The sequence below is a fragment of the Marinobacter salexigens genome, from assembly GCF_002806945.1.
GTDB lineage: Bacteria > Pseudomonadota > Gammaproteobacteria > Pseudomonadales > Oleiphilaceae > Marinobacter > Marinobacter salexigens.
The window spans coordinates 263,359-276,571 of record NZ_NIHC01000006.1 but is presented as its reverse complement, the minus strand read 5'-3'; the positions used below and the strand labels follow the sequence as shown (position 1 = coordinate 276,571).

The 13,213-nt window shown below is 54.3% G+C and carries 10 protein-coding genes; 5 read left to right on the top strand and 5 right to left on the bottom strand.

Features of this window, described 5'->3' with window-relative positions:
• The first annotated feature begins 169 nt into the window (after positions 1 to 169).
• The 5 genes from CDH47_RS13515 (at position 170) to CDH47_RS17790 (ending at position 6,404) form a co-directional block, all read left to right on the top strand.
• Positions 170 to 2,470 carry a DUF1631 domain-containing protein gene (locus tag CDH47_RS13515; RefSeq protein ID WP_100640420.1) on the top strand — a complete coding sequence of 767 codons (2,301 nt, stop codon included), beginning with the start codon at positions 170 to 172 and terminating at the stop codon, positions 2,468 to 2,470.
• 72 nt (positions 2,471 to 2,542) lie between these two features.
• The gene (gene ampD, locus CDH47_RS13510) at positions 2,543 to 3,160 is read left to right on the top strand and encodes a 1,6-anhydro-N-acetylmuramyl-L-alanine amidase AmpD (protein ID WP_100640419.1); all 618 of its coding nucleotides are present in this window, start codon (positions 2,543 to 2,545) and stop codon (positions 3,158 to 3,160) included.
• A gap of 33 nt (positions 3,161 to 3,193) precedes the next feature.
• Complete coding sequence (gene ampE / locus CDH47_RS13505) at positions 3,194 to 4,081, top strand: regulatory signaling modulator protein AmpE (protein ID WP_100640418.1); 888 nt, start codon at positions 3,194 to 3,196, stop codon at positions 4,079 to 4,081.
• A 94-nt stretch (positions 4,082 to 4,175) separates the two neighbouring features.
• Entirely contained in the window at positions 4,176 to 6,206 is a 2,031-nt protein-coding gene (locus tag CDH47_RS13500; protein ID WP_100640417.1) for a methyl-accepting chemotaxis protein, read from the top strand.
• A 75-nt stretch (positions 6,207 to 6,281) separates the two neighbouring features.
• Positions 6,282 to 6,404 carry a hypothetical protein gene (locus CDH47_RS17790; RefSeq protein WP_275667856.1) on the top strand — a complete coding sequence of 41 codons (123 nt, stop codon included), beginning with the start codon at positions 6,282 to 6,284 and terminating at the stop codon, positions 6,402 to 6,404.
• On the opposite strand, the gene CDH47_RS13495 is transcribed toward CDH47_RS17790, so the two are convergent.
• From CDH47_RS13495 to CDH47_RS13475, 5 genes are all read right to left on the bottom strand, one after another.
• A complete protein-coding gene (locus CDH47_RS13495; protein ID WP_100640416.1) occupies positions 6,383 to 6,940 on the bottom strand; it encodes a cob(I)yrinic acid a,c-diamide adenosyltransferase in 558 nt (185 codons plus the stop codon). The genes CDH47_RS17790 and CDH47_RS13495 overlap by 22 nt on opposite strands.
• A gap of 31 nt (positions 6,941 to 6,971) precedes the next feature.
• Positions 6,972 to 8,009 (bottom strand): ketopantoate reductase family protein, encoded by a 1,038-nt coding sequence (locus tag CDH47_RS13490; protein WP_100640415.1) that lies wholly within the window; start codon positions 8,007 to 8,009, stop codon positions 6,972 to 6,974.
• A gap of 2 nt (positions 8,010 to 8,011) precedes the next feature.
• Positions 8,012 to 10,864, bottom strand: a complete 2,853-nt coding sequence (locus tag CDH47_RS13485) for a valine--tRNA ligase (RefSeq protein ID WP_100640414.1) — start codon at positions 10,862 to 10,864, stop codon at positions 8,012 to 8,014.
• A gap of 249 nt (positions 10,865 to 11,113) precedes the next feature.
• Positions 11,114 to 11,629, bottom strand: coding sequence for a DNA polymerase III subunit chi (locus CDH47_RS13480; protein ID WP_193601660.1), 516 nt, complete (start codon positions 11,627 to 11,629; stop codon positions 11,114 to 11,116).
• Positions 11,629 to 13,122, bottom strand: a complete 1,494-nt coding sequence (locus CDH47_RS13475; protein ID WP_100640413.1) for a leucyl aminopeptidase — start codon at positions 13,120 to 13,122, stop codon at positions 11,629 to 11,631. The genes CDH47_RS13480 and CDH47_RS13475 overlap by 1 nt, the downstream gene beginning before the upstream one ends.
• Positions 13,123 to 13,213: the final 91 nt, after the last annotated feature.

Here is a 13,213-nt window from a genome sequence, read left to right as displayed (position 1 = left end):
GCCGCTAGCGGTTTCGCCAAATTCTGCCAAAATTGTGATCTGGGTCTGTTCGACACAAAAGGTGACAATTTCTGACACAAGGTGACGCTGCTAACTCGTATGATATGTAATCAAAGTAGTTTTAGAGTGATGGTCAGGTGCTCCAAACATCTTGGCTGAGAGGTGGTCAATGAAGCAGGAAAACAAGGTTGTCAGTATTACCGGGCAGAAATCGTTTTCACGGTTCGATCTGCCGCCGGCCCTTGTTCGTCTGCGAGATTCGTCTGGCCAGTCTTTGAAGGCTGTACTTGAACGTTTTTTCGAGCGAGCTGACGATGCCTTGTTTGAACTTGCGGATCGCGCTGGCTCTAACGTGGATCAGACGGTCTATTTTGATGCTATGCGAGAATTGCGCCTGCGCCGCAAAACCATGGTAGTTTCAATGCTGCAGTACGTCAGCCAGGCCTTCAATGATATTGGGGGGTTCCGGCCTCGACAAGCAGCAGGTGCGCTGGATGGTGTCGATCGGGATTCCCTTAGCCTCGTGGAACACTCAGATCTTGAGCAGCAGGTCGCCATTGATAATCTGATCAATAAGCTACGCAATCAGTATCAAACCCCCATTCAGCTTTTGTCTTTACGTGTGAACCATCTGGTAACCGGAGTTGATCTTTCCGACGGCCAGATGCCTCTTAGCCCTGACGTTATCTGTGGCAGTATTGCAGAGGCTTGTGCGGATCTGGATATCGACATTCGTGCAAAGCTTGTTGTGCTTAAGCTGTTTGACCGCTTGCTGGCGGACACGCTCGGCGACTTTTATCAGGAGGCGAACCGCACGCTGGTTTCAGAAGGTGTTCTCCCGGATGTAAAGCGCCCACCATCCCATCCCGCCGTAGCCCGCTCTGTGACCTCGGCTCCAGTGCCGCCAAGTTCAGTGCAGTCTGGCGCAACTGCAGGGTCGGCTGAAGTCAGTGGTGGTCAGTATTACAGTCATGACCAGATCCAGGGCGGTGCTTCCTATGCAACGTTTTCAGAATTGAGTGCTCTCCTGCATCAGCGAGGTGCATCCCAGACTATGTTTGAGCCAGACAGAGCTGATGAGGCCTATTTAGATACTGACGGGCTTCTGGCGCGTCTCAGCGAGGCGCAGACATCTTTTGGCCAATGGGAGGGTGGTGAGGTTGCCTCTCTTGATCAGCGGCTTCAACCAGTTCTGAAAGCTGCTAATGGCCAGAAAGCAAACATTGGACAGGTAGATAATGATGTCATCAACCTGGTTTCTATGTTGTTCGACTTCATCCTCGAAGACCGGCAATTGCATCCGGTTATGAAGGCGCTTATAGGTCGCCTGCAGATTCCTGTTCTAAAGGTTGCTCTGAGTGACAAAAACTTTTTTAACCGCGGTGGACACCCGGTTCGTAAACTGCTGAATGAGTTAGCCTTATCTGCTATCGGCTGGAGCGAAAAACGTGCCGGTCAGCGCGACCCCTTGCATGAGAAAATCGAGTCGATTGTGGATCGCGTATTGAATGAATTCTCCAACAATGTGTCGCTTTTCGACGAGCTTTTGAAGGATTTTTGCCACTTTACGGATCTTGATCGCCGCCGCCGGGAGCTGGTCGAACAGCGTCTGCGCGACGCAGAGGAAGGCAGGGCGCGGCAGGAACAGGCTGCCCAGGCAGCAGAATCACTGGTTGAGGAGAGTGTGGCGGGAAGAGACATTCCCGAGCCTGTTCTCAACATGCTTAATGAAGCCTGGACTAAGTACTTGCAGTGGGTGCTGTTGCGGGAGGGGCAGGATGGCGAGCGTTGGGCCGATGCAAAAGAGCTGACAGGCCACCTTGTGTGGAGTGTAGACCCTCAGCCAGTTGAAAGCACCACCCGGGGTGAACTGCTTCGTGCAATCCCGGCTATTGTGGATGATTTTCGCGTAGCTCTTCAGGAGATTTCCTGGGATCCGTTCGCAACGGATGCGGCAGTAAGAGATTTGGAATTGGCCCACGTAGATGTGTTTCAGCGTCTGGCAACGGCTCCATCCCGGCCCGCAGCACCATTGGTGGCAGAAGAGAAACTTGTTGAAACCCCGCAGACAGGAGTAACAGAGGCGGCGAAGATTCAGGCAGAATCGAACGAGATCCTGGTAGAAGTGCCCGTACTTATTGCAGAGCCATTAGACGATGCAATAGTTGAGAAGGATGCCAAAGAGGTTCCGGAACAATGGTTTAAACAGGCTGACAGCCTTCGTGTTGGTGCCTGGGTTGAGTTGGCTCGTGAGGAAGGCAAGCTGCGTTGCAAACTTGCTGCGGTTATCAGAGCCACCGGCAAATACATCTTTGTAAACCGCAGCGGTGCCAAGGTTGCGGAGTATCAACGCGATGAGCTGGCCGCCGCCATGGCGAACGGTGCTGTCAGCATGCTTGATGATGGGCTCATCTTCGACAGAGCGTTGGAATCCATCATCGATAACCTTCGCAGCACTCGTACAGATTGATCCGTAGTAAGAGCCCTTACTTTGTGTTTCAATCAGTTCGCAGTGTAATGCTCTGAAAATTATGGATTCATCTTGTCCCACTCAGCACCCGATTATTGTGACACTACGGTTTACGGCGAAGGTATAGAAAACCTCCGTCAAACGGGCCGTCTTGCGTCTGCCCGCTGGTGCCCATCTCCGAATTACGGCCCTCGCCCGGAAGGCGCGTCCATAAGCCTTCTGGTGGTCCACAATATCAGCTTGCCGCCCGGAAAGTTTGGTGGCCACTATATTGAAGACTTCTTTACAAACAAGCTGAATCCAACACAGCACCCTTACTTTGCAACCATTGCCGACATGCGGGTATCCGCCCATGGGCTGATTCGCCGTGATGGTAGTCTGGTGCAGTTTGTCAGCCTGTTGGAAAGAGCTTGGCATGCCGGGCGGTCGTGCTTTAAGGGGGAGAATGAGTGCAATGATTTCTCCATCGGTATTGAGCTTGAAGGGACAGATGATATCCCTTATACACCGGAGCAGTATCGCGCTCTGGCTGAGCTCTCAACAGTGATTTGCTCTGCCTGGCCCAAAATTACAGGTGAGCGCATTACGGGGCATTGCGATATCGCTCCCGGTCGCAAGACTGACCCCGGCTCTGCGTTTGATTGGCAGCATTTTCGTGCTTGTCTGCAGTCTGCCCAGTCTGGGAAATAAAGTGGCAAAAGGTCTCCCGAAGGAGCTGAGTAGATGATTTTAGTTGTGTTTCTTGTTGCCTATCTACTGCGACGCAGGCTGGATAGCCTCAACCTGGTCGCCGGAGATGAGCTTTGGCGGCGCTGGTTTCGTCAAGGTAGCGCTGTTAAAGCCGGCCACGAAGCAGACATATCCAGAGGCCTGGTTCTGGTGATCGCGCCTGCGCTGTTAGCCGCTCTGAGTGTGTATGTTTTCGCCCTCTATGGTTGGCGGATTGCCGCCTATCCGCTGGAAGTGCTAGTGCTTGTGCTATTGATGGGTACCCCAGGCTGGCGCCAGTCACTTGAGCCCTATGCAGAAGCCTGGCGCAAAGGTGATATGCAAGCGGCTTGGCATTTTATTCAGGAGCGCCTCCCTGCCAGCGAGCGTGGCGCTGCTGCATCGCCAGAAAATATGCACCTTTCATTGTCCAAAGCACTGGTGGTCGCAGTATTTCAGCGCTTCTTCCTTATCGCTTTCTGGTATGTGGTGGGCGGCATCGGGTTGGCAATTTTCGTGCGTGGGCTTGTGGCACTATCAGAACAGTGGCCACAGGCAGCGGCCAGGCCAAGGTATCTGAAAGCATGCGAGTGGTTCAACTGGGTGCCAGTGCGGTTGCTTTCCGTCACCTTCGGGATTGCCGGGGACCTGTCGGGATGGCTCGGCGAAGCAAGAATGGCTGTTATGGGTATTACGAGAAAAACTTCAGAGATCCTCATGATCTCCGCCAACGGATCGTTAACCGGGTATGCACTCGACCCGGCCCGGTTTTCCCAAGTCCACCCGGACGAATGGGCCAATTTCGGTGGTCGCAGTCTGAGCGCAGTGAGGGGCTTGCTCAGCAGGAGTATGCTGGTCTGGATATGCGTACTGGCGCTCCTTGTGATTGCTGACGTTGTCTGAGCATCAGAATAAATAATCCTCAAGCTTTCTTGTGGTTGGACGATAATAAAAAGAACAAGTATTCATTTGTTCGTATTTCATAGAGAGGATCGATGTGAAGCAGCTCATTAATCCCGCCGTGGCGCTGATGAACCGGTTGCCCATGCTGTATAAATTCAGCCTTATCAGCATCTTGTTCCTCTTGCCGATTGGTGGGTTGTCCTGGCTTGTGATGACTGAGCTGAATCGTTCAGTTGCGACCATGACCCGAGGTGTTGAAGGTCTTGAACAACTGCGCCAGATTGATCGTCTTGTTGACGCTTCGATCGATTACCGGGATTATCGCGCGCCTGCAGTTGCCAAAGACGAAAACAGCGTTAAGGCTCTTTCCGACCAAGCCGCCGGTGATATCAATTCTATTCTGGATGCCCTGACGGCTGAGACGCGATCGTTTGATACGTCTGGTGCCTGGGGCGATCAGGTGGAAGCGCTCAAGGCAGAATGGCAGAAGGTTCGTGGGGATGATAACTACCAGACCAACTTTGATCCTCAGTTCAAATATTTTCAGGAGTTTGTTCAGAAGGCACTGGCACTGATTCCCGCCACCATAGAAACTTCAGGCTTGGGGCTGGGTGCGTCCAGGGAAAATCTTCTTATTCTTGGCCTTATTCGTGAAACCCTTCCGGAAGCGCGTAGTGAACTAGGGCGTGCACGCTCTTACGGCCTGTTTGCGCTTGTGGACGGCCAGGTAGGTTACGCGCTTAGCGAAAATCTGAATGAAATCTACGATGCACTAACGAACCGGAGTTCGCTGCTTTCGCCTGCACTGACACTAGCCACTGATGCCTCCCCAGCCTTTGCATCTCTAGCGGGAAGTGCGGTGACAAGCGTTGATAATAGCCTGTTGAATGCCCGTGAACTGCTTGAGGTTAACGTTATTGCGCCAATGCGGCTTGAGATGTCCTGGCCTGAGTATGATTCCCGCATATCTGGAGAGCTGGCGAGTTATGGTGATCTGAAAGATGCTGCGTTTGATGTGGTGGACGCCAACCTTAGAGCCAGGTTGGAGCAGGAAGTGAGTCAACGCCGACTCATCGTAGTGGCGCTGATTGTTGTCTTGCTGTTTGTTGTGTACCTGTACGTTGGTTTCTTTATCTCTGTGCGCACAGCGATCAACCGCTTCAGCGAAGCAGCTCGCAAGGTGGCTGCGGGTGATATGACGACTCGGATCTCCCTTGATAATCGCGATGAACTTGGTGAACTTACGAGTGAGTTTAACAATATGACGGACCGAATGGCCGAACTTATACGCTCTGTTGGCCAGACAACATCAGAAGTTGATCAGCAGGCCTCGCGAGTAAACGACACGGCAGCCGCCAACAGCGAAGCAGTAGCGCGCCAGATGGCCGAGAGTGGCCAGATCAATGAAGCCATGAGCCAGATGGTCGAAGCCGTGAGCGAGGTAACCGAAAGTGCCCACCGGGTCGCTGACAGCGCCACCGCAGCAGAGCAGGACACGGAAACCGGCCGCGGCGTTGTGTCTGACACTGTGGAAACCATCAACCGCCTGGCAACCGAGATTTCCTGTGCGGTAGAAGTGATCAACCGGGTGAGTGAGGACAGCAATAACATCAGCCAGGTTTTGGTGGAAATCAAAGCCATCGCCGAGCAAACCAACCTCTTGGCTCTGAACGCGGCCATTGAGGCAGCCCGTGCCGGTGAACAGGGGCGTGGGTTTGCGGTGGTTGCCGATGAGGTACGCTCTTTGTCCCAGCGTACTCATAAATCGACTGAAGAAATCGAAGGCATGATTTCACGGCTTCAGAGTGGCGTAAAAGATGCCGTCGCGGCCATGACCAATAGTCGTGATGTTACTCAGACAACCGTTCAGAAATCCGGTGAGGTAACTGAGGCCTTGAGCAGGATTGCCACTGGTATCTCGGTGATTGTGGACATGAGCCACCAGATAGCTCAGGCAGCCGAAGAGCAGTCAGCGGTATCCAAGGATGTGAATTCCAGCGTTGCTCACATTGGTGAGCTTGGTGCTTCGACTGCGTCGAACGCTGAAGAGACTCTGGCTTCTTCCCAGGAGATGTCTGATTTGACGGCTTCTTTGCAGAGGCTTGTTGAGGCGTTCAAGGTTTAAGTTTGTAAGTGCAGACAACGCAAAAGCTCGGCGGCAAGGTGGCGGGAAGGCTCCAGAAACTGTGCGGAGCCATGGATGGCGGAGCCAAGCGTACACGGACGTATTCACAGCGTGTTTCTGGAGCCTTCCCGCTACCTGGCCAAGCTCCCAAGTTTGTTTTCAGATATGCCTGAGCACTACATTCCCGACTTCTTCTGATCCCACAAAATCTCTTCAGCGCCTTCGCGGCGCGCTAACACCCTTGAAGCCACAAACAGCAGATCTGATAAACGGTTCAGGTATTGGCGGCCCAGAGGGTTGATCGAGTCCTCATGGCTGAGAGCTACCACTACGCGCTCCGCACGGCGGCAAACAGCGCGAGCCAGGTGGCATTGGGCCGCAGCCGGGCTTCCGCCGGGCAGGATGAAGTTTTTTAGCGGCGGCAAGGGCTCGTTCAGTTCATCCAGCAGGTTTTCCAGCCAGCTAATGTGATCATCCGTGATTGCCTTGCTTCCCGGAATCGCAAATTCACCCCCCAGATCAAATAGATGATGCTGAATGCGACGAAGCGAATCCAGCAGTTCATCGTCGCTGTCCAGAGTTTCGATCAGCAGGCCAATATGACAGTTCAGCTCATCGGTCATGCCCATCGCCTCAACACGCTGAGCATTTTTGGCAATACGGTTCCCATCGGCCAGGCCGGTAGTGCCATCGTCACCGGTGCGGGTATAGATCTTTGAAAGGCGGTTGCCCATGAGAGTGCTCCTGATTGTTGAAACTAAAACGTTACATACCTTGTACTCGTTCGGTCAGCATTTGGTTTACCGGCGTGGCAATACCATGGCGCTTTCCGCATTGAACAAGATAGCCGTTGATGAAATCGATCTCGGTTTTACGCCCAGCCAACACATCGGCGCGCATGGATGATGTATTGCTGGCGGTGTTCCTTGCGACTGTTTCAATTCGTTCCCGAAGAACCTCCGGTGCGACAGCCTCTGAGGTTTCAGCTTCCAGCAAGACAGATATCTCCGAGCACAGCCCATCGATGTTCTGCTGGTAAAGAGCTGAGGTTAGAATGTCGCCGTTTGGGCAGTCGAGCAGGGCCGTAAACGGATTGATCCCCGCGTTGACCACCAACTTCTGCCAAAGCCGCTGAAGAATGTTCTCCTCAGCATGAACCCGCAGGCCGGTTTCAGCCAACTGTTGAACAACTCTCTCGGTATGATTAGCGGCAGAAGCCGTAAGTTCGCCCACCCAGGTATCACCAGCTCCGGCATGAACCAGAACATCAAGGGATGGTCTGTTTGCGCCTTCGGTAGTGCTGGCCGCCAAAATCGGCCGCTCCGGCCAGCGTTCGGCCACTGCCTGTTGGCTACCCAGACCGTTCTGAAACAAAACAACTGGCGTGTTTGCCAGAATACGAGGTAGCCAATCATTCAAAGCGGAAAGCGTATCGCCCGCTTTTGTTGTTACGACCAGAAGCTCTACGTTCTCGGTTGACTGAAGCCAAGGCAGACTAACCTGGACGCGCGCTTCCCCAATGTCCGGCGAAGCCTTCAGGAAAGCCTTCCCGAAACCTTGTGGAGCCATGGATGGCGGAACAGAGCGTACAAGGACGTATTCACAGCGTGTTTCGGGAAGGCTTTCCTGAAGGCTGAAGCTCCCCCGATGTTTAAAATCATGCTCGAATACATCACTAGAGAGGCGAGGCAAGAAACCACAAAGAGCAGAAGGCAAAAGGGCGGCCCAAAGCCGCCCCAAAGAACCCGCTCCAAGAATGGCAATCACCCCGCCACCCCCGGAACGCTCACCCGCAGACACCATACCTACATGGCCTCAATATCTGCACGCTGCTGCTGCAACCGACCCAAGTTGCCCTGAGCCTCAGCCAGCTTCTCCTGCTCCTTGGCAACCACCTCAGCAGGCGCCTTCGCAGTAAACTTCTCATTGTTCAGCTTGCCCTCAAGCCGCGCAATTTCCTTATTGAGACGCTCAAGCTCCTTGTCCAGGCGCTTCAACTCCGCATCCTTATCAATCAGCCCAGCCATAGGCACCAACACTTCCATATCGCCAACCAACTGAGTCGCACTCATGGGCGCATTGTCACCCTCAAACCACTCAAGGCTTTCCAGCTTGGCCAAAGAGCTAAGGAACTGACGGTTCTCATTCATCCGGCGCTGACCTTCCGCGCTGTTGCCACGGAACAAAACGGGAATCTTCTTCGCCGGAGAAATGTTCATCTCACCGCGAATATTACGAACGGCAACAATCACACCCTTCAGCCACTCAATGTCTTCCACCGCCTTGGCATCATGCTTTGCAGGATCCACCTGAGGGAATGGCTGCTGCATGATGCTGTCACCGGATTTTCCGGCCAGCGGCGCAATGCGCTGCCAGATTTCTTCAGTGATAAACGGCATGAATGGGTGGGCCAGGCGCAACACGGTTTCCAGTACACGAACCAGCGTTCGGCGTGTGCCCCGTTTGGCTTCAGCACTGCCACTGTCATCGCTCAAGCAAGGCTTGGACAGCTCAAGGTACCAGTCGCAGTATTCGTCCCAAACAAACTCATACAAAGCGTGGGATGCCAGATCGAAACGATACTGGTCCAGGTGCCGGGACACGTCCTGTTCACACTTCTGCAGGGCGCTGATAATCCAGCGATCAGCCAGTGACAACTCAACCGCTTCGCCATTCACGCCGCAGTCTTCACCCTCGGTATTCATCAACACATAACGGGCAGCATTCCACAGCTTGTTGCAGAAGTTGCGGTAGCCTTCCAGGCGTTTCATGTCCCAGTTGATGTCACGACCGGTAGTCGCCATGGCTGCCAGAGTAAAGCGCAGGGCATCGGTGCCGTGGGCAGAGATCCCTTCCGGGAATTCTTTTTCAGTCTGCTTGGCGATTTTCTTCGCAAGCTTGGGCTGCATCATGTTGCCAGTGCGCTTCTCAAGCAGCGGAGCGAGATCGATACCATCGATCATATCCAGAGGGTCAATCACGTTGCCCTTGGATTTGGACATCTTGTCGCCGTGCTCATCGCGAATCAGGCCCGTCACGTAAACGGTCTTGAACGGGACCTGAGGTGTGCCGTCTTCATTTTTCATGAAGTGCATGGTCATCATAATCATCCGGGCAACCCAGAAGAAAATGATATCAAAACCGGTCACCAGAACATCTGTCGGGTGAAAGGTTTTCAAGCGCTCAGTTATTTCCGGCCAGCCCAGAGTGCCGAAGGTCCACAGGGCAGAACTGAACCAGGTATCGAGAACATCGTCGTCCTGCTTTAGCTCGAAGTCTGCTGCCAGATTGTGCTTCCGGCGGACTTCCTCTTCGCTGCGACCTACATAAATATTGCCTTCAGCATCGTACCAGGCAGGAATGCGGTGGCCCCACCAGAGCTGGCGGGAGATGCACCAGTCCTGTATGTCACGCATCCAGGAGAAATACATGTTTTCGTACTGCTTGGGCACAAACTGAATGCGACCGTCTTCGACCGCTTCAATAGCAGGAACGGCCAGTTTTTTCGCATCGGCAAACCACTGATCGGTCAGCATCGGCTCGATGACCAGGCCGGAGCGGTCGCCACGGGGTACGCTCAGTACGTGATCTTCCACTTGCTGAACCAAGCCGGCGGCTTCCATGTCGGCAACAATCTGCTTGCGGCCATCTTCACGGGTCAGGCCGGCATAGGCTGCGGGCAGGCTGGCGTCCAGTTCGGTGTTCTCGGTGCCGTCGCTGTTGAACACTTCAGCCTGATCGCGGATGTTCGCGTCCTGAGTCAGCACGTTCATCATCGGCAAGTTGTTGCGCTTGCCTACGGCGTAGTCGTTAAAGTCGTGGGCCGGGGTGATCTTCACACAACCGGAGCCCTTTTCCGGATCGGCGTGGTGATCGGCAATTACCGGAATACGGCGGTTTAACAGCGGCAGCATCACGAACTTGCCAATCAGGTGCTGGTAGCGCTCGTCGTCCGGGTGAACGGCGACGGCGGTATCACCCAGCATGGTTTCCGGGCGGGTGGTGGCAACAACCAGATAGCCTTTACCATCTTGCGTGGTGGCGCCGTCGGCCAGAGGATAACGCAGGTGCCAGAAAAAGCCTTTCTCTTCCTTGTTCTCAACTTCCAGGTCGGAAATGGCGGTGTGCAGCTTCGGGTCCCAGTTCACCAAGCGCTTGCCACGGTATACAAGACCATCTTCGTACAGGCGGACAAACACTTCCTGCACGGCTTTGTAAAAGCCATCATCCATGGTGAAGCGTTCGGTATCCCAATCTACCGAGTTACCCAGCCGGCGCATCTGGCCGGTAATGGTGCCGCCAGATTCTTCCTTCCAGTCCCAGATACGCTTGATGAACTCATCACGGCCCAGGTCGTGGCGGGTTTTATCTTCTTCCGCCGCCAGTTTGCGCTCAACCACCATTTGGGTGGCGATGCCGGCGTGGTCACTGCCTACCTGCCACAGTGTGTTGTGGCCCTGCATGCGCTTGTAGCGGGTGAGGGTGTCCATGATGGTGTGCTGGAAGGCATGGCCCATGTGCAGGCTGCCGGTCACATTGGGTGGCGGAATCGCGATGCTGTAAGGCTGGCCTTCCCCGCTGGGGCGGAAGTAGCCTTTGGATTCCCAGTGCTCGTACCACTGGCGCTCAATGTTTTCTGGCTGGTAGGTTTTTTCCATGGGTTTTTCTGGCGACCGTTTGATTGATTCACAAGGGGAAATTGAAGCGCTCGATTATACATGTTCGGTTGTTATCGGGCGAACTGATACTAAGGTGGCGAGCGCCGTAAAGACCGTCTGGCCAAAACACGCCCACAAGCACATCCCTGTGCGCTTGTTTCGGGCCATCCCTGGCCCTCCACAGTTTTGGAAAACCTTCTCTCACTTACGCACATGCTCCAGGATTGGCATGCATACTTCAAAGCAACCTTAACGCTTTCTCTGATCATGAACCCGAGGCTCAATACCCAGCGCCCTGAGCTGTCTGAAGTGCGATCGAGCCTGATTGAGAACGGCAGGGTCGTTATGGGCCACCAACGCGAGGCGTTTGAATTTGTCAGCATTCGCCGGAAGGGTTTGGGAGAGAATGATCACAGTATCCCAATCCCCAGCAACCGGCGGGCACAGCAGTATGCCCACAGGATCGGTGCAGGGTGTGGCGGCATCGGGAATGATACTGTGTGGGATAAACGCATCAGGGCTGAAGCTCCAGAGCAGTTCATCCAGCTCTTCAGCTTGCTGCTGGGAATCACACACAATGCATACCCGGTCGCCCTGCTGCCAGGCCTTGTTTACAAGCTTTGTAGCGTGGAGATTGCGGGCGGCGGGCGTGTCTTGCAGGAGAATATGAAACCAGTAACGCTGGTTTTTATCTTCCTGTGCAGACGTAGGCCGGGGGTTGCCGGCAGCGGGGCTGCCGGCTTGTGGTACTGAATTGCTTTCCATTATTTTCCGGCGTGGGACATCAGGTAATCCACCAGCAGGGGAACCGGGCGGCCGGAGGAGCCTTTGGCTTTTCCTGTGTGCCATGCAGTGCCAGCGATATCCAGGTGAGCCCAGCGGTAATCCTTGGTGAAGCGCGCCAGGAAACAGGCCGCGGTGATCGTGCCTGCGGTGCGGCCGCCGATGTTGGCTATGTCGGCGAAGTTGCTGTCCAGAAGGCTCTGGTACTCCTCCCAAATGGGCAGGCGCCAGGCTTTGTCACTGGCGCGTTCGCCAGAGGCCAGCAGCTCATTGGCCAGATTATCATCGTTTGCCATCAAGCCTGTGGTTTCATGGCCAAGGGCAACAATGCAGGCGCCCGTAAGCGTAGCCAAATCGATAACCACTTCCGGATCAAACTTCTTTACATAGGTGAGGGCATCACACAATACCAAGCGGCCTTCAGCGTCTGTGTTGAGGATTTCAACGGTCTGGCCAGACATGGTGGTCACTATGTCACCAGGGCGGGTGGCGTTGCCATCCGGCATGTTTTCAGCAGCTGCGATAACGGCAACCACGTTGATTTCTGGTTTGGTTTCCGCGAGCACCTGCATGGCTCCGAATACGGCAGCAGAGCCACCCATATCGTATTTCATTTCATCCATGCCGGCCCCGGGCTTGAGGCTGATGCCGCCGGTGTCGAAAGTAATGCCTTTGCCTACCAGAACATGAGGCTTGTCTTTAGCTTTTCCGCCGCGGTATTCCATGATGATCAGACGGGGTGGCTGAGCACTGCCCTGGCCAACGGCCAGAAGGGAGTTCATGCCGAGTTCTTTCATCTGCTTTTCATCAAGCACTTCGGTCTTTATGCAGTCGTGTTCAGTAGCCAGTTTGTTGGCGCGCTCTGCCAGCCATGAGGGGTGGCAGATGTTCGGTGGCATGTTGCCCAGATCGCGGGCCAGGTTCATGCCGCGGCCGGTTGCCAGGCCCAGGTTAAACGCTTCTTTTTCAGCTTTGCCAGCATCGGAAGCAGCGACCAGAACTTTGTTCAGCTTGCGCGCAGCAGGCTTTTCACTCTTGAACTCGCTGAAACTGTAGAGTTGATCTTCCAGTGTGCGGCCGATCAGGCTCAGCTTTGCAAGCTCTGAGCTGTGGCTTTCATCGCCTGTAAGAGCGGTATCAGTCAGGCTGATCAACACACTTTTTGAGGGGCCATCTTTCAGGGTGCCCATCATGGCCGTCAGGGCCTTGCGGAAGTTTGCACCAGTGCGCTCAGCATCTTTGCCTGTGCCAACAACAAGCAAGCGATCCCACGGCTGATCGTTAAGCGGGATCAGGTTTGCTTCCCCGCTTTTGCCTTTGATATCGCCGGCCTTCTGGAGTTTACCAATCAGCCCATTCAATACGCTGTCTGCCTCAGTGGTAGAGGCTGGCCAGTCGCCCTGCTCCGGAAGTGCGACGACTAAACAGTCGGCTTTGGTACTTGCAATGGCATTGCTGTTAAGGCTGAAGTTCATGGAAACTCCTTAAGTTGTCCTTGGGAATCGCGATATTGAGCGACAGGTATGATTTGATTCTGTACCACCAAGCATTGGGGTTTGAAGGCGG